18 protein-coding genes are annotated in these 15,295 nt (G+C 61.3%); 8 read left to right on the top strand and 10 right to left on the bottom strand.

Annotated elements, in window-relative coordinates; all coding sequences use genetic code 11:
- Positions 1-90 precede the first annotated feature (90 nt).
- Positions 91-990 (bottom strand): LysR family transcriptional regulator, encoded by a 900-nt coding sequence (locus JX25_RS07445; RefSeq protein WP_128254398.1) that lies wholly within the window; start codon positions 988-990, stop codon positions 91-93.
- A gap of 108 nt (positions 991-1,098) precedes the next feature.
- Here JX25_RS07445 and JX25_RS07440 point away from each other — a divergent pair, with 108 nt between their 5' ends.
- Both JX25_RS07440 and JX25_RS07435 read left to right on the top strand, forming a co-directional pair.
- Complete coding sequence (locus tag JX25_RS07440; protein WP_241557879.1) at positions 1,099-1,863, top strand: alpha/beta hydrolase; 765 nt, start codon at positions 1,099-1,101, stop codon at positions 1,861-1,863.
- A gap of 23 nt (positions 1,864-1,886) precedes the next feature.
- The gene (locus JX25_RS07435) at positions 1,887-2,618 is read left to right on the top strand and encodes an SDR family NAD(P)-dependent oxidoreductase (RefSeq protein WP_128254397.1); all 732 of its coding nucleotides are present in this window, start codon (positions 1,887-1,889) and stop codon (positions 2,616-2,618) included.
- Between the two features lie 154 nt (positions 2,619-2,772).
- Here the strand turns inward: JX25_RS07435 and JX25_RS07430 are convergent, their stop codons facing one another.
- Together JX25_RS07430 and JX25_RS07425 are read right to left on the bottom strand one after the other, a co-directional pair.
- Positions 2,773-3,678, bottom strand: coding sequence for a DMT family transporter (locus tag JX25_RS07430; RefSeq protein WP_128254396.1), 906 nt, complete (start codon positions 3,676-3,678; stop codon positions 2,773-2,775).
- A gap of 369 nt (positions 3,679-4,047) precedes the next feature.
- Positions 4,048-5,121, bottom strand: a complete 1,074-nt coding sequence (locus JX25_RS07425) for an IS110 family RNA-guided transposase (protein WP_128254395.1) — start codon at positions 5,119-5,121, stop codon at positions 4,048-4,050.
- A 131-nt stretch (positions 5,122-5,252) separates the two neighbouring features.
- On the opposite strand from JX25_RS07425, the gene JX25_RS07420 reads away from it, so the two are divergent.
- Complete coding sequence (locus tag JX25_RS07420) at positions 5,253-5,723, top strand: GNAT family N-acetyltransferase (protein WP_128254394.1); 471 nt, start codon at positions 5,253-5,255, stop codon at positions 5,721-5,723.
- An 82-nt stretch (positions 5,724-5,805) separates the two neighbouring features.
- Here the strand turns inward: JX25_RS07420 and JX25_RS07415 are convergent, their stop codons facing one another.
- Together JX25_RS07415 and JX25_RS07410 are read right to left on the bottom strand one after the other, a co-directional pair.
- Positions 5,806-6,579 (bottom strand): alpha/beta fold hydrolase, encoded by a 774-nt coding sequence (locus JX25_RS07415; RefSeq protein WP_128254393.1) that lies wholly within the window; start codon positions 6,577-6,579, stop codon positions 5,806-5,808.
- 296 nt (positions 6,580-6,875) lie between these two features.
- Entirely contained in the window at positions 6,876-7,121 is a 246-nt protein-coding gene (locus tag JX25_RS07410) for a hypothetical protein (RefSeq protein ID WP_128254392.1), read from the bottom strand.
- Positions 7,122-7,412: 291 nt separating this feature from the next.
- Between JX25_RS07410 and istA the strand changes: the two genes are divergently transcribed.
- Positions 7,413-8,978: an IS21 family transposase gene (istA, locus tag JX25_RS07405; RefSeq protein ID WP_128253885.1), complete on the top strand. Its 1,566-nt coding sequence runs from the start codon at positions 7,413-7,415 to the stop codon at positions 8,976-8,978.
- Positions 8,911-9,639 (top strand): IS21-like element helper ATPase IstB, encoded by a 729-nt coding sequence (gene istB / locus JX25_RS07400; RefSeq protein WP_128253886.1) that lies wholly within the window; start codon positions 8,911-8,913, stop codon positions 9,637-9,639. Before istA ends, istB begins: the two co-directional genes overlap by 68 nt.
- A gap of 230 nt (positions 9,640-9,869) precedes the next feature.
- Here the strand turns inward: istB and JX25_RS07395 are convergent, their stop codons facing one another.
- Complete coding sequence (locus tag JX25_RS07395; RefSeq protein WP_128255212.1) at positions 9,870-10,415, bottom strand: YaeQ family protein; 546 nt, start codon at positions 10,413-10,415, stop codon at positions 9,870-9,872.
- A 173-nt stretch (positions 10,416-10,588) separates the two neighbouring features.
- Between JX25_RS07395 and JX25_RS07390 the strand changes: the two genes are divergently transcribed.
- Positions 10,589-11,023 (top strand): hypothetical protein, encoded by a 435-nt coding sequence (locus tag JX25_RS07390; RefSeq protein ID WP_128254391.1) that lies wholly within the window; start codon positions 10,589-10,591, stop codon positions 11,021-11,023.
- A gap of 156 nt (positions 11,024-11,179) precedes the next feature.
- Here the strand turns inward: JX25_RS07390 and JX25_RS07385 are convergent, their stop codons facing one another.
- The 3 genes from JX25_RS07385 to JX25_RS07375 all read right to left on the bottom strand — a co-directional run bounded on the left by JX25_RS07385 (position 11,180) and on the right by JX25_RS07375 (position 13,165).
- Positions 11,180-11,767, bottom strand: a complete 588-nt coding sequence (locus JX25_RS07385; protein WP_128254390.1) for a hypothetical protein — start codon at positions 11,765-11,767, stop codon at positions 11,180-11,182.
- A gap of 820 nt (positions 11,768-12,587) precedes the next feature.
- Entirely contained in the window at positions 12,588-12,767 is a 180-nt protein-coding gene (locus JX25_RS07380) for a hypothetical protein (RefSeq protein WP_206611533.1), read from the bottom strand.
- Positions 12,764-13,165, bottom strand: a complete 402-nt coding sequence (locus JX25_RS07375; protein ID WP_128254389.1) for a Y-family DNA polymerase — start codon at positions 13,163-13,165, stop codon at positions 12,764-12,766. The genes JX25_RS07380 and JX25_RS07375 overlap by 4 nt, the downstream gene beginning before the upstream one ends.
- A 116-nt stretch (positions 13,166-13,281) precedes the next feature.
- On the opposite strand from JX25_RS07375, the gene JX25_RS07370 reads away from it, so the two are divergent.
- A complete protein-coding gene (locus tag JX25_RS07370; protein ID WP_128255210.1) occupies positions 13,282-13,929 on the top strand; it encodes an SOS response-associated peptidase in 648 nt (215 codons plus the stop codon).
- A gap of 7 nt (positions 13,930-13,936) precedes the next feature.
- A complete protein-coding gene (locus JX25_RS07365) occupies positions 13,937-14,266 on the top strand; it encodes a hypothetical protein (RefSeq protein WP_206611532.1) in 330 nt (109 codons plus the stop codon).
- 372 nt (positions 14,267-14,638) lie between these two features.
- On the opposite strand, the gene JX25_RS07360 is transcribed toward JX25_RS07365, so the two are convergent.
- Positions 14,639-15,232: an SCO family protein gene (locus tag JX25_RS07360; RefSeq protein ID WP_128254388.1), complete on the bottom strand. Its 594-nt coding sequence runs from the start codon at positions 15,230-15,232 to the stop codon at positions 14,639-14,641.
- Between the last annotated feature and the right edge of the window lie 63 nt (positions 15,233-15,295).

The raw sequence follows: 15,295 nt of genomic DNA, 5'->3' as shown, positions 1-15,295 counted from the left end.
TCATGAGGTCTGGCCTGCCTTGACCGTCTCGTTGGTCAATGCTGGGATGAAGCGGCCATTCGTCGGCGCCAATGATCGGATAAGCGTCACTCATCGCAGCTTTCTGGACTGGAGGTATTCGACCAGCGCCGCAAGCGCGGCGGATTTCTGATTCCTGCCAGGGTAGTAGAGATGATAGCCTGACCAGAGCGGGCAAAACTCTTCGAGGCAGGTCCGAAGACGGCCCGTCGCCAGATGCTCCGAGACGAAGGGCTCGAACAGGTAGATCAGCCCTTGCCCTGCCAGTGCGGCCTCGATCAGCACATGGGCGTCGTCGGCGATCAGCGGACCTTTGACCGCCATCTCGATACGACGTTCGCCTTGTCTGAACGACCATCGGAACAGATCGCTGTGGCTCGCATGTCGATAGTTCAGGCAGGCATGGTCGGCGAGGTCCTCCAGACGCTTCGGAACCCCGCGTCGGGCGAAGTAGTCGGGCGAGCCGATGACCACCGCGCGCAGGTCGGGACCGAGGGGCACTGCCGACATGTCCTGCTCCAGATGCGCACCCATCCGGATGCCGGCATCGAACCCGGCCTCGACGATGTCGGTCAGCTGGTCGCTGATGCGCAGATCGACGATCACGTTTGGATATTGCTCCATGAATCCCGACAGCGCGGGGATCATGATCGCCCTTGCCGGGTATTCGATTGACGTCAGGCGTAGGGTGCCGACCACGCCGCCGCGCGCCTCCCTTAGCTCGGTCAGCCCATCCTCGATCAGCCGCAGGGCCGGGTTCAACGAGTTTAGAAGACGCTGTCCGGCCTCGGTCGGACGCACATTGCGCGTTGTCCGCGCCAGCAGGGGCAGGCCGATGCGCTGTTCCAGCGCGGCGATCGCCTGACTGATCCCCGACTGCGCGCGTCCGAGCCGCAGAGCAGCGCGGGTAAAGCTGCCCTCCTCGGCCACCACCTGGAACAATTGCAGGTCGGGAAGATCGCGACGATCCATTCATAGGCTCCGCTGATAAGCGCTATCACTTCAATCAGTATAGTGATCGACAGAGGGCATGGCTATCTCGCTTTCAGGTATCATTCAGCAACGACAGAGACACCGACAATGATAAATTTCCACAGTCTTTTCCTGTCTGGAAGCGTAGCACTCGGCACCATGATTGCGCTGCCGGGCGTGGCCGCCGCTGACGTTCAGAACATCGTTTTGGTTCACGGGGGGAACGTCGATGGCAGCACCTGGCGAGAGGTCTACGACCGGCTGATCGCACAAGATTTCAACGTCACGATCTCTCAAATGCCGATGACATCCGTCGAGGATGATGTCGCGGCGGTTCAGAGAAACCTTAACGCTCAAGATGGCCCGATGCTGCTTGTCAGTCATTCCTATGGCGGTGTGATAATCACCGAAGCCGGTGGCGACCCGAACGTGAAGGGCCTCGTTTATGTCGCATCGTTCCAGCCGGACACCGGGGAAAGCGCCAACATGCTGCTGGCCTCGGAGCCGACGGAGTTTACGGCCGACAAGCTCAGAATCTTTGACGATGGGCATTTCCTGGTCCGTGAAGACGCATTCGTCGCGCTGAACGGCAACGGCCTTTCCGACGAAGACGCCCGCTTCGCCGCAAGGTCCCAGCCGATGACCAACTCGGCAAACCTCGCGCATGAGGTTGATGTTGCGGCCTGGAGCGGCAAACCGAGCTGGGCCGTCATCGCCACCGAGGACCGGGTCATCGCAACCGATCTGCAGCGCCGCATGGCCAAACGCGCGGGTTCGACTGTCGTCGAGATCGAGAACGGCCACATGCTGCCGATGACGAGCCCCGACGAGGTGGCCGAAGTGATCGCGCAGGCCGCCCGGACGTTAGAATGATGCCCCAGTATGAGGACAGGATCATGGGACGCATGACGGACAAGATCGCGCTGGTCGTTGGTGGCGCAAAGGGGATCGGTTGGTCGATCGCCGAGCGGCTGGCCGCCGAAGGCGCAAAGGTGTATCTGACCGGGCGGCGATCTGCGGATGTCGAACACGCAGCGATGGCCATCGGCCAAGGCGCGCGCGGCCTCATCGCGGACGCGAGCAACGCCAATGATCTGGCGCAGGTGGTGCAGACGATCAGGCAAGAGCAGGGGCACCTAGACGCGCTGGTCCTCAACGCAGGCATATCGGAGCCGGCATCACTGGGCCAAATGACACCTGAACATTTCGACCGTCTTTTCTCCGTCAACGTGAAGGGACTGGTGTTCGGGCTTCAGGCAGCGGTTCCCCTCATGCGTGAAGGCGGCTCCGTAGTCCTGATGGGATCGGTCGCCGGGAGCGCGGGCATTGCCGACTATGCCACATATGGTGCGACAAAGGCGGCTGTCCGCGCTTACGCCCGCACCTGGACGGCCGAGCTGGTCTCTCGCGGCATCCGCGTCAACGTTCTGGCACCCGCATCTACGGATACCGAGATGATGGCGGCTGTTCCAGACGACGTTCGCGCAGCCATCGTTGCCACCATCCCAATGGGACGCATGGCGCGCCCAAGTGAAGTTGCCTCTGCCGCGCTTTTCCTTCTCAGCGACGAGGCGAGCTTCATCACAGGCGTGGAATTGTTCGTCGACGGCGGAATGCAACAGGTCTGATAGGGGGTGTGCCGGCCTGGCGGCCGTGTTCGCCCAGCACAGGCGTCAGCCGTCCAGCGGCTGGCACCGAAGCTCGCTTCAGGCTCCGAACGTCGAGGCTGCTCGTTCGCGCCTGGCGCCGGATGTGCAGTCGAGGATAGGAAATTTCCGACATTCATTGCCGCAAGGACAGCACGCCCGCCCCGACGATCATGATCATGCCAATGGACGCAATCACGTCAGGCGCCTCGTTGAAAAACACGATACCCCAAATGACAGCAAAACCGACGTAAGCGAAGTCGAAAGCGCCGATCACCGCAGGTGGGCCGTTCTGATAAGCAATGGCCGCGCCGACGCTGCCAATCAGGATGGCGGCGGCCAGAAGCCCCATCGAGATCCACTCGGCTTGCCCCATCGGCGTCCAAGGCGACAGCAAAAAGCCCTGCCTCAGCTCCATCGGCAGGAGAAGTATGATCCCAGCAGCAACGCCTCCGACGATGATGAAGCCGATGTTCAGAGCCAAAGATAAGCTTAACGGATGTTCATCGCGGCACCGGGTTCGCGTCACGATCATGGCCCCGGCATACAGCATGGCGGAAATCAGCGGCAGGAGAGCATAGGCGTTAAAATCATCTGCTTTCGGTCGAAGGATCAGCAGAACGCCCAGGAAACCGAGGACAACGGCGAACCATCCGGTCTTCGAGATACGATCGCCAATGAAAATGGCCGAGAACAGGATGATGAAGATCGGAAGCGTGTAATAGGCCGCTGCCGCCGCCGGGAGGGAAAGCTTCGGCAGGGAAAGGTAATAGGACACCCACATGGCTATAAGCATCAGGCTTCGCAGTGTGACCCAACCTATAGCCGCAGGCACACGAAGGCTCCCCAATGAGAACGCAAGGCACCCAAGGATCGGAAGCAAGATCAGTGATCGGAGGACAAAGATTTGCCAGATGACAAAGCTGCCGCTGGTCATCTTTATGAGGGCATCCCCGAGAGACAACGCCAGAACAGTCAGGATGATCGAGGAGACAGCGAGTGGAAGGCGGTCTCCAGACGTGGTGCTCGCTGACGCCGACATGCAATCTCCGTGCTGATCACCGGAACCTTATGAGAACATCCCATAAGGCGCAATGTCGGCCCCGAGTCTGAATGCGGGTGCTGCGCCGGCTGCGTCGAGCGCTAGTCGTGCAGTCGAGGATGGGACAATTGTATGTGCCGGCTGCTGTTCGCAATCGAGATTTTCAGCGTGGTTTGCGGAAGTCGCTCATATGTATGCGGCCTGTGTCTCGGCTCGCGGGCCGTGGCCATTCTGGGGTTGCGGACGCGCCGTGGTCTACATAGCGGACAGGTCGGTCATGACCCATTGTCCCATCAGACTCTGGGGGCGTATGTTCTCCGTTCCATGCTGTTCTCTCTCCTGCGAACTCCGTGAAGGCCGGGGGTGCGATCAGATCGCTTCCGCGGCCATGTCTCTATCTTCTATGACATCAAAGCGGGTGCCGTGCCTCAGGATGCTCCATGCGGTGCGGGCCAACTTGTTGGCCAGTGCGATGGCGGCCTTGTTGTGGGGTAAGCGCGCGGCGGCGTCGGTCAGCCAGGCGCCGAAGCTGAACACAGGCCATCGGTGTGGGCGCATCATGATGACCTTGGCGGCCTGAACAAACAGCATCCGGAGGTATCGACTACCTCGCTTGGTGATCCGGCCAAGGACCGTGCGCCCGCCGGTGCTGAACTGACGGGGCACCAGCCCGACCCAAGCGGCGAAGTCGCGGCCGCGGTCGAAAGCTTCGCCCTTTCCAATCGCGGCAACCAGTGCTGTCGAGATCATCGGGCCGATGCCGGGGATCGTCATGACATTGGCGCAGTTCTCCTCGGCTTTGCTGACCTCCACGATCTCGGCCGAGACCCCCTCGATCCGCCCGTCCAGCCAGCGCCAGTCATCGCGCAGCCCTATCAGGATGGCACGCATCCTTGGAGATATCTCGTGGTGACGCTGTTCGAGGATGTTGTCGAACGAGTTGTCCAGCGCCCGCAGACCGGGACGAACAGTGATACCCTGCTCGATCAGGAAGGCGCGTATCTGGTTTATGGTCGCGGTGCGGCGGGACACGAGGCGGGCCCGAACGCGATGCAGCGCTTGAAGATCAAGCTGGTCTTGGCTCTTCTCTGATACCGTCCGCAGGTTCGGGCGCAGCGCCGCTTCGGCGATGGCCTCCGCGTCGTTGTAATCGTTCTTCTGGCCCTTGTTGAACGGCTTCACGTAGATCGCCGGGATGATCCGCGGCTCGAAGCCCATCGCCCGCAACGTTCGGCTGACGACGTGGGCGCTGAGGCAGGCCTCCATGCCAACGATGCAACGTGGCAGGCCGTCGAAGACGGCGGGCAGCGCCTGCCGCCTGATCTGCTGGCGCAAGACCAGCTGACCGCCGCAGTCAAAACCGACCAGGTGAAATGTGTCCTTGCCGATGTCGATGCCGACTACGGCCAAGTCTTCAAGATGTCCCGCTTTCTTCACGCGCATGGCTACTACTCCTTTCGATGCGGTGATCCCGTTCAGGATAACACAACGCTGGGGGGAGCAGCCGGCACATCCCATTACCGGACGTTCGTGCGCCGGATTGCCGAACTCGCCGAGCTTGTTAAGCTACTCGAATGAGCACCGTTATCATCAGAGACGCGACACACGACGATGCAGATGCACTTCTGGCTGTGCATCAAGCCGCGATCGGAACACTTGGACGCGAAGCCTACACGGAGGGCGAGTGCGAGAGTTGGGCGTTTGGCCTTACCTCAAGCGGCTATGTAAACTCCATGGACGCCGGCGAGACGTTTGTCGCCGCCATCTGCGCGGATACCCTCGCCGCCTTTTGCTCTTACATGGATAACGAGATCGCAGGGCTTTTCGTCCATCCACAATGGTCGCGCCAACGCGTGGCGAGCAAATTGCTTTCGACGGCTGAAGGACGCATGCGCCAAAGCGGGGTCAAGAAGATCATCCTTGATGCGGCGGCTTCCGCTGTGCCTTTTTATCAGGCCGCTGGATACGTGATCGAATGCCAGACACCGTGGAGAACTAGGGGAGGTCTAAGCCTCTCATCCTACCGGATGACGAAGGACTGCTAAGGGCTCCGAGTTTCGGTGCTGCACGACTGCCTAGCGCCGGTCGTGCAGTCGAGGATGGGACGAAGCTGCCGTTCGCCTACTGCTATGCCCCGCGTTCCAAGAACTGCTGGCACAACACCCCAAAATCCTTTCGCGCATCCACATGGACCGAGTGTCCTGCGTCCAGCATGACAAGCATCGTGTCCTTTCGCCGGTCGGCCATCGCCTTCAGGTGCTCGGCATTGCAAACCCGGCTTGCCCGGCCCCCGACGACTAGTGCGGGACATTCACTGGCGAGCCAAACGCCCCAATGATCGCCATTCGTAGCCTGCTCTGAGCGCAGGAACTCATCCGGGTCGAAGTTGAGCTGCCACCCTTCGGGGCGTCGTTCGATGGACCGTTGCAGGTAGGGGGCAAGGCGCGGGCCCAGCTTGGCCTCCAGCTCCTCGCGCCGCCTATAGATGCCCGCCCAAGGCGCGACGAAGGGTGCGGAGTCATCGGCGATCTCAACACCGATGTCCTCGATGACCATGCACTCGACACGTTCGGGGTGCTGCGCGGCCATATGGTAAGCGACGATGCCGCCAAAGGAATGACCAATCACGGGCACCGGATCGATGATGCCAAGGTGATCCAGAAGAGCTACGGCATCGCTGATGTAGGCTGGCAACGCATGCCGATCCGTATGATCGCTTTCACCGAAGCCGCGCTGATCTAGGGCCACCACCCTCCAAGCTGGCGCGAGGTCAGCCGCAAGATCCTCGAAATCGGACGCGCCCATCCAGTGTCCATGCAAGGCAAGCAGCGGCTTTCCGTCGCCGCCGCCGTCGAGGAACGAGAAGATGAGGTCGTCGTGCTCGAAGCTGCCACGGCGCATGGGTTCTCCTTTCGTTTCCATGCGGTATGGGCGGCGGGAAGGGTCAGGTCAATGACCGCTCTGGGCTCCGAGTGTCGGTGCTGCACGACTGCCTAGCGCCGGTCGTGCAGTCGAGGATGGGACGAAGCAGACCTTCAGCGTCAGGAAGTGGGTGTCTGCCGAACCGGAGCTTCGCGCAATCTGCCCATGATATGCGTGTCGATCAGCACGCGATCGGATCCTCACGATGGGAGGAGTTCCGCTCGTCAGGTTTTGGCTCCCGCTCGAAGGCGTGTAGAGGGCGGCGCTTCCGTGGCTCAGGTGTCCTTGCCCAGAAGGAGCGCCAGGTGCTCGTAGGCCTCGTTGAGCGTGTCGAACTCCTGGTCCGTGAAGCCCGCCTGCTCGGGGCGGTCGTCGTGGCCCATGTTGGCGAGCGTGAATACGACCTGCCCGTCCTCCTCGTGGATCGCGAGCTCTCGGCGCTCGTCGGCAACCATCTGCACGGCGGCGAAGTGGACGAGGGCCGTGTCGGAGAAGGAGATGATCTTGAACTCGGGTATCATGGTGCGGGACCTTTCGGCTTGCCGTTCTTCGGGACGCCCGCCAGCCATACATCATGGCACATCGGATGTCGCCCCAATCACGGATATTCGCATGCGAGCGCATAGGGTGGCGCTTCGAAGGAACATCATCCCTGAAGCGTCACCACCAAAGGTATCGGGATGGGACGAAGCGGTCATTTGTGAACCGGCATGCAAAAAGGACCCCGTATTGGGGTGATCGGCTTCCAAAAGGGACCCCCCTGATGCGGTGGTCCATCGTGCTTCCGAGGCAAATCGGGAGCGGCTTTTGGGATGTTGGTTGTGGAGACGATCGCGAAGATCCGGCGTTGGCATTTTCAGGATGGCAAGCCAATCAAGGAGATCTGCCGCGAGTTGGGCGTGTCGCGGAAGACGGTCCGGAAGGTAATCCGCTCCGGGGCCACCGAGTTCAGCTACGAGCGCACCGTGCAGCCCCAGCCGAAGATCGGGCCGTGGCGCGATGAACTTGACCGCCTGCTCGTCGAGAATGCCCGTCGTCCGAAGCGTGAGCGTCTGACCCGCATCCGGATCTTCGAGGAGCTCCGGGCCCTGGGCTACGAAGGCGGCTATGATGCTGTCCGGCGCTACGCCGCGAGCTGGTCGCAATCGGAGGCCGAGGCCTCCGCCGCAGCCTACGTGCCGCTCAGCTTCGATCCCGGGGAAGCCTTCCAGTTCGACTGGAGCCACGAGGTCGCGATCATCGACGGGGTGACCACCACGATCAAGGTGGCCCACGTCCGGCTGTGCCACAGCAGGATGGTCTTCGTCCGAGCCTATCCCCGCGAGACCCGGGAGATGGTGTTCGACGCCCACGACAAGGCGTTCGCCTTCTTCGGCGGCACCTGCACACGGGGCATCTACGACAACATGAAGACCGCGGTGGACACGATCTTCGTCGGTAAGAACCGGGCCTACAACCGCCGGTTCCAGCAGATGAGCGGGCACTACCTCTTCGAACCAGTCGCCTGCACCCCGGCCTCCGGCTGGGAGAAGGGCCAGGTCGAGAACCAGGTCGGGGTGATCCGGCGGCGGTTCTTCGTGCCCAGGCCGAAGTTCAGGAGCTATGCCGAACTCAACGCCTGGCTTCAGGACCGCTGCATCGCCTGGGCAAAGGCCAATCCCCATACCGAGATCCGGGACAAGACTACCTGGGAGGTCTTCGAGGCCGAGCGTCCGCGCCTGGTGCCCTATGTCGGCCCTTTCGACGGCTTCCATGCCGTGCCCGCCTCGGTCTCCAAGACCTGCCTCGTGCGGTTCGACCGTAACCGCTACTCGGTGGACGCCCGCGCCGTCGGGCGCCCGGTCGAGATCCGCGCCTACGCTGATCGGGTCGAGTTCTGGCAGGATGGTCAGGTGGTCGGCAGACATGCCCGCGCCTTCGGACGGGATCATGCCGTCTACGACCCGCTGCACTACCTCCCTGTGCTTGCGCGCAAGCCCGGCGCACTACGGAACGGGGCACCGTTCAAGGACTGGGATTTGCCGCCCGCCATGCGCCGTGTCCGGCGGAAACTGGAACGGATCCCGGGCGGGGATCGCCAGATGGTCGAGATTCTCGCCGCCTTGCTGAGCGACGGTACGGACGCCGTCGAAGCTGCCTGCACCGAAGCGCTCGGCGAAGGTGTCCATTCCGCCGATGTCATTCTCAACATCCTCGCCCGCCGCCGCGAACCCAAGCCGCCCGCACCGATCGCCACCCCGGAAGCGCTGAAGCTGGCCCACGAACCCGTCGCCGACTGCGCCCGATACGATACCCTCAGGAGCACCGACCATGCAAAGATCGCAGATCCTCGACACGATGGGCCAACTCAAGCTCTACGGCATGAAGGCTGCCTATGACGAGATCCTCACCACTGCGGTGAAGCGCCAGCACGAACCCCAACGGGTGATCGGTGACCTGCTCCAGGCCGAGATCAGCGAGAAGCGGGCCCGCTCAATCAGGTATCAGATGACGGTGGCGAAGCTGCCGCTGGCCAAGGAGATTGACGAGTTCCAGTTCGAGGGCACGCCGGTCAACGAGACCTTGGTCCGGGACCTCACCTCAGGCGACTTCCTCGAGCAGCAGCGCAACGTGGTGCTGATCGGCGGCACCGGAACCGGCAAGACCCATCTCGCCGTCAGCATCGTCCGCGCCTGTATCCGCAACGGCGCCCGTGGCCGCTTCTTCAATGTCGTCGACCTCGTCAACAAGCTCGATGCCGAGGCCCGCGATGATCGACAAGGCCACACCGCCGACATCCTCGGTCGGCTCGACTTCCTCGTCCTCGATGAACTCGGCTACCTTCCTTTTGCCCAGACCGGCGGCCAGCTCCTGTTCCACCTCGTCAGTCGCCTCTACGAGCGAACCTCGATCATCGTGACCACCAATCTCGCCTTCGGGGAATGGCCCGCCGTCTTCGGCGACGCAAAGATGACAACCGCACTGCTCGATCGTATCACCCACCATTGCGACATCGTCGAGACCGGCAACGAAAGCTGGCGCTTCAAGACCCGTGCGTGACACCCGGTGACCCGCTGGCCCGACACGGCTGCGCGATATGGAAGCTACGCCGCATCGGGCCAGCTACCACACCCCAATGGGGTCCCTTTTGCACGCCGATAGGGGGTTCCTTTTGGAGGCCGATTGACATCATTCGCCGTATGAAGTCATTTCTCCCGGCAGGTGCCGACAGCCTGCCTCCGCAATGAGACATCGGTCATCGGACACCGATAGGCACGTCGCTTCCTCAATCAGCCAGCACTCTTCCATTCGACCGGCGTGACGTAGATGATACTGCCGTCCACGCTGACCATCACATCGCCGTCCTGAACGTTGACCTGCACTTTCATGGAGCGGCTGGCGTGTTTTCCAAGTGCAGCGGACTCCCTCTCGGATATGTTCACAACCTGAAGGTTGGCGAACCGAGTGGTGCTGCTCCTGATCTTCTCCCACCAGATCTCGGTCGTTCGTCCACCGTAGCAATAGAGGATGACCTCTTTGGATTTGCTGCAGGACTGACGAACAACTTTTTCGCTTGGAAGTCCCAAAGCAACCCAGAGTTCAAGTTCCCCGCTCAGGGTCTTCTGCCAGATGTCCGGCTCGTCATCCGTCGAGAGGCCTTTGGTCATCTCCAACTGCTCGTGGGCGTTCAGGGCAAAAGCGAGAATGCGCACCATCAACCGCTCGTCCGTCTCCGAGGGATGTTTGGCAACGGTCAGCTTATGGGTCGCATAGTAGTGGCGATCCATGTCGGACACGGAAAGCTCGACTTTGTGGATGGTGGATTTCTGCGCCATGATCTGGCCCTGTATGATGAAGATCGGATGCTTAAGACGTGCGACGGCCCGATGAAAGCGGAAAGGAACCCCATGATGATACGTAAGCTTCAGCACTCGGCTGCCGTTGCAAGACCCGATCCGACGCCGAACTGTGCCTGCCTCCGATGTTTCATCGGGGAACTTCAAGACAGATGAACCACACCGCCGAAGATCTGAGGGCTCGTCTGACGTCGGGTGCGACGGCCAGTGGCGTGCTCCGCGACTGGTGTGTGCGGCGTTTCGGGCCCGGAAGGCTTGTGGCGCAGGTTCTGGAAGATCGCGCGGCCGAGGATGGCAGACGGCACCGGTGCGTGGACCTGCTCTGGCAGGATACGGCTGTTTCCAACGCTGTGAACATCTATCTGCCTGGGGGGCTGCCGGAGGATGTTCGGCACCGGATGCTGCATACGGCTGTCCCTTTCGGAGTGCTGCTCGAAAGCGCTGGTCTCGTGCGACGCACCACTCTTGCGCGGCTGCTCCCCGCAGACGGTCCGTATGTTCTTGAGGTCCACGCCGCACTGGCCCTGCCGGGACAAGGGGATGTGGCTTTTGTCCATGAACTTTACCGCAGCACACTCATCGGCTGATGGAGTTGGCGCGGCCGCAAACTCATGGAGCGCCATACGCGCTATCCCGGCTTTGTCACCCAGAAAGGACGAGCGGCCGCTCGGACACGTTCTAGTAGCGGATGGGACGAAGCTGCCGTTTGCGGTGGCGCAGCGTGCTCCAGCGATGGGGTTGCTTTAGAGCGGCTTCAAGGAACCGACAGCCGATTGGTCGCGCCAAGCTTTCTTTGGCGATTTTGTTCGCTGTGCTTGCATGGGACGCCACGATACATAAATGGTTTCGCCGCACCCTTCGCAATCGAAGTGAACGTGTTGATCGGTCCTGAGCTTCTCAATTATTCGCTTAGGAATGTCGCGGGATGCTCTACATGCGCGACAGACAATCCCAAAGGTTCTGCGCCCGAAGGACATGTCAGACTGCACGTAGTCATAGCTTTCATCACAATCGGGGTTTATGCAGTTAATGGACTGCCCTTCCTTTAACAGTTCAAGCCGTCGCTTGTTTTTTGAACCGCAGATACATTCGAAGGAAACTTCCTCGCCCATGCCAGAAGACATCAATGTGCCTTCGGAAATTCTCTTGATTTCTGCAAGAGCCTGTTTGACCTTAGACGCTATCGCTTGAATGTCACCGTATTGGTTGACGGTCGCGTCTTTAGAGGTCGGAATTTCGATGTGTAGGGCGAGTTTCGCAAGCCCGTTCCACAACTTTCCAAGCTTGCTGGGGGAGAAGCCGACTTGAGTGCCGACAGGAAGCCAATCCATGGCCTCGTAATCCTCACGAGTGGGCGGAGGCGAACCCTCTGGCACAGGTCCCCGCGCGATAGACAGCGTAAGGGTCCCGGCGGCTTTGACATCAACCTCCTGAATAAGAGTCTTCACTATATCGCTCGGCTGCCATTTCCTCAGATCATCGTGAGAAATTTAGTCATGCACTAACCGTAGACGTTCATAGCAAATTCTCTCGATAGCCAGACGGCACTCAAGAGCGGCATAGGTCACGCTGGCTTCTGTGTTTTCTTCAAGAAGTTTTTCAATCTGTGAAATTGTTGGTTCCAAAGTGATCATGATCATCTTCACGCGAATATTCATCACAGAAGACCTATGCCGCCCAAGGACAGTTTCCAACTGACGTGTGTTGCAATGCTGCTTTCGATGCCTCGATAGTTTGCTATTGCAGCGCACATCTGCTTTGACAGGCCGCCCCGCAGCGTCGAGATCCATTACTGGATGTCGGCTTGTGCCGAACTGGAGCGTTTAACCCTTGGTCGGCAGCCATACCGCGAACGGCGGCTTAGGGGCTTTCGCGTCGGTGAGCGGCCAGCGGCTTTTTCGTCCGAAGGGTCTGAGAGCGGCCGGGGCAACGTAGCCGTAGGTGCCCGCGGAGAGACAGAGGGAATATCGTCCGGAGGCCTCAGGCACCGGCGGCTTAAAATGCGAAGCGGAGTGAAGCAGTCCAGCCTGCTGATGTAGCCCCGCTCGTGCCGGTCGTGAAGCTATCGAAAATCCCGCGTTCTCACGTGAATCGCCTCGTGATGCAGTTCGCGGATATACTTGTCCCGCGCGCGGAGCCCCTCGGATGGCATCACACGCGGATCGGGTGCGGAGGGGCGATGTGGAAGCCGTCACCGCGTCCAGGCGGTAGCTTGAAGGCGGCGCCGCGCTCCCCCACGCTTCCAAGATCAGCGGACAGGCCCGCGACATGTTGCGCAACCAGGTGCACGACCTCGCCCTCGCGCTGCACCCGGCCGCGCACGGCGATCATGCCTGCGTCAAGGATGATGCGCCGGCGGAGTCGATCACGAGGCCGCCCGGCGGATCCACCGCAACCATTGGGCTGACGCGTTCCAGCACCCAGAGGCCGAGCCGCCCGAGGCTCTCCGCATCCGCCTGCGGGTTCGCGGGTTCGATCAGCAGATCCGGCACCAGCGCGTGCGCCTTGCTCACCGGCATGCCGACGCGCAGCCCGAGGGTCAGGGCGACTTCGTTGGGGGCCGTGACCACACGGTGGTTGTCGACCCGCCTGGCGATGATCAGCGGCCTATCCGAAGGCGTATCGTCCTGCCGCCGCAGCCGATCCGTCGGCCAGGTGGGCAGGAAGACGGAGATGATCCGTGGTGCGCAGACATGGCAGTGTCGGGCTCTGTTGGATTGAGAGCTCAAGGCATATGTTCCCCGGTCGTTCCATTGCGGTATTCAAGTCAATCCGGTGAACCACACTCGTGATCAGGTCGTTGCGGCAGGAGAGGGCGCGAAAACGCCCGCGCGGAGGACGGATGATGTGCAATTTGTATAACGTGACCACGAACCAGCAGGCGATCCGGGACATCGTGGACGTGATGCAGGACAGCCTCGGCAACCTCGAGCCGGCGCTCAATGTCTATCCGGACCGGCCCGCGCCTGTCGTGCGCAACACGCAGGCGGGGCGCGAGTTGGCACGGCTGACCTGGGGCATGCCGACACCGCCGCAGTTCCTGAAGGCGCCGGATGCCCCGGACACCGGCGTGACCAACATCCGCAATACGTCCAGCCCGCATTGGCGGCGCTGGCTGGGCGTGGAGAACCGCTGCGTGGTGCCAGCGACCGCCTTCTCGGAATACGGCCAGCAGCCTGACCCCGCCATTAAGCGCAAGCCGCTGCACTGGTTTGCCCTCGACGACACGCGCCCGCTGTTTGTCTTTGCGGGGATCTGGACGCTGTGGCGCGGCACACGCGGATCTGGCCGCACCCCACGACCGGGAGATCACGAACTCTTCGCCTTCCTGACCTGCGAACCAAACGAGGTCGTGAAGCCCATCCACCTTAAGGCCATGCCCGTAATCCTGACCACGCAGGACGAGATCGACATGTGGCTAACCGCCGACTGGCGAATCGCGCAGGCGCTGCAGCGGCCATTGAGCGATGACCAGCTGATCCTGGTGGAATGATCTCGGCATGCCGCTGATGACCCCTGACCATCGCTACATCATCGTGCGCGGTCGGCTGTGGCGGGCCGCGAACCCGAACCTGCCGGACGAAGAGCAAAAACGCCTTGTCGCCGCGCTGATGGATGCGCGGCGAGAGGTGAAGGCGGCGCGGGCGGCCAGAGATGCAGATGGCGAAGCGGCGGCACACCGTGCGGTCGATCAGGTCAAGCACGATCTTGGCGAGCGGGGTCACGTCTGGTGGTCCGGTGGCGCACCGGACCTGACCCGGAAGATGGCGAAGAACACGCCTTACGCAGACTGGTTCAGTAGCGTGGAGGGTGATGACTGCTGGCCTTGAAAAGGGGGGCAGCTACCCCAAGACGCTTGCAATGTATCCGCGACCGCCACTCGCCTTGAATTGAGGAATGGCTGGTGGGACCGGCCGCGTCGCGAAGTCGCGAAGTCTTAGAAGGATGATGGTCTTGTCATCCAGGTGTATCGGGTGCCCGCAGAAGATCTGCCGCCAAGGCTCCGCTGTGGCCATATCTGGCACATTGCAGACGGAAGTGACGCAACATTTTTTAGTTCCAAATTTGGTGCGTTCCGGCGTGCCAATATCGCATGTAAGTCATTGATTTATATGGGTCAACGTAGAGTTCAATCCTCTCTTGCAGCACCATCCACCCTTCTATCGCAAGATGCGCGGCACGCGAATCCGCCGCGCCTTGGCTTATGCCGTCAGCAGGACCCGCAGCTTGGCCACCGCGCTGGCCGGATCTTCCTGATAGGAAATGGTGTCGGCAAACTCTCCGTTGCGGTCGAACACCATGACCTTGGAGGTATGGTCCATCGTGTAATCGCCCCCCTCCAGCGGCACCTTCTGCGAGAAGTTGCGGAACGCGTCCTCGGCGGCTTTGACCTGTTCGGGCGTGCCGGTTGCGCCAAGGGCACCCGGAAGCCAGCCGACGTAATCGTTCAGCATCGGCAGGGTGTCGCGTTCAGGGTCGATCGTGATGAAAACGATGCGCAGATCGTCCGCAGCTTCGCCCAACTCGTCCTGCCACAGCATCATGTCGCCAAGGGTGGTGGGGCAGACATCGGGACAATGGGTGAAGCCGAAGAACACCGCCGTCACCTGGCCGGGCAGGGAGGCAGAGGTGAAGGTCGTCCCTTCGGTGGTTTCAAGGGCGTAATCGCCATAGCCGATGCGGTCGGCCGCGCGCTTGTCCATCAGCGGCGAAAGCACGCCCACCCACAGCGCAACCAACGCAAGTGCGCCGATGGCGGCGGCCAGCATGACCTTCAGACTTCGTAATGCGGGCATGGCGCCCCTCCTTACTCCAGATCGCACAGGGCGGCGGATGCCGAAGGGCACGCTGCGCCACCA

The organism is Falsirhodobacter deserti, assembly GCF_004015795.1.
Lineage (GTDB): Bacteria > Pseudomonadota > Alphaproteobacteria > Rhodobacterales > Rhodobacteraceae > Falsirhodobacter > Falsirhodobacter deserti.
The sequence above is the reverse complement of the archived record's forward strand: the minus strand, read 5'-3'. Positions and strand labels throughout refer to the sequence as shown.

Bases quoted from the DNA above. Each gene is read 5' to 3' on its own strand.
- JX25_RS07445 (WP_128254398.1), bottom strand. From the start codon at position 990: ATGGATCGTCGCGATCTTCCCGACCTGCAATTGTTCCAGGTGGTGGCC.
- JX25_RS07440 (WP_241557879.1), top strand. From the start codon at position 1,099: ATGATAAATTTCCACAGTCTTTTCCTGTCTGGAAGCGTAGCACTCGGC.
- JX25_RS07435 (WP_128254397.1), top strand. From the start codon at position 1,887: ATGGGACGCATGACGGACAAGATCGCGCTGGTCGTTGGTGGCGCAAAG.
- JX25_RS07430 (WP_128254396.1), bottom strand. From the start codon at position 3,678: ATGTCGGCGTCAGCGAGCACCACGTCTGGAGACCGCCTTCCACTCGCT.
- JX25_RS07425 (WP_128254395.1), bottom strand. From the start codon at position 5,121: ATGCGCGTGAAGAAAGCGGGACATCTTGAAGACTTGGCCGTAGTCGGC.
- JX25_RS07420 (WP_128254394.1), top strand. From the start codon at position 5,253: ATGAGCACCGTTATCATCAGAGACGCGACACACGACGATGCAGATGCA.
- JX25_RS07415 (WP_128254393.1), bottom strand. From the start codon at position 6,579: ATGCGCCGTGGCAGCTTCGAGCACGACGACCTCATCTTCTCGTTCCTC.
- JX25_RS07410 (WP_128254392.1), bottom strand. From the start codon at position 7,121: ATGATACCCGAGTTCAAGATCATCTCCTTCTCCGACACGGCCCTCGTC.
- istA (WP_128253885.1), top strand. From the start codon at position 7,413: ATGTTGGTTGTGGAGACGATCGCGAAGATCCGGCGTTGGCATTTTCAG.
- istB (WP_128253886.1), top strand. From the start codon at position 8,911: ATGCAAAGATCGCAGATCCTCGACACGATGGGCCAACTCAAGCTCTAC.
- JX25_RS07395 (WP_128255212.1), bottom strand. From the start codon at position 10,415: ATGGCGCAGAAATCCACCATCCACAAAGTCGAGCTTTCCGTGTCCGAC.
- JX25_RS07390 (WP_128254391.1), top strand. From the start codon at position 10,589: ATGAACCACACCGCCGAAGATCTGAGGGCTCGTCTGACGTCGGGTGCG.
- JX25_RS07385 (WP_128254390.1), bottom strand. From the start codon at position 11,767: ATGGATTGGCTTCCTGTCGGCACTCAAGTCGGCTTCTCCCCCAGCAAG.
- JX25_RS07380 (WP_206611533.1), bottom strand. From the start codon at position 12,767: ATGATCGCCGTGCGCGGCCGGGTGCAGCGCGAGGGCGAGGTCGTGCAC.
- JX25_RS07370 (WP_128255210.1), top strand. From the start codon at position 13,282: ATGTGCAATTTGTATAACGTGACCACGAACCAGCAGGCGATCCGGGAC.
- JX25_RS07365 (WP_206611532.1), top strand. From the start codon at position 13,937: ATGCCGCTGATGACCCCTGACCATCGCTACATCATCGTGCGCGGTCGG.
- JX25_RS07360 (WP_128254388.1), bottom strand. From the start codon at position 15,232: ATGCCCGCATTACGAAGTCTGAAGGTCATGCTGGCCGCCGCCATCGGC.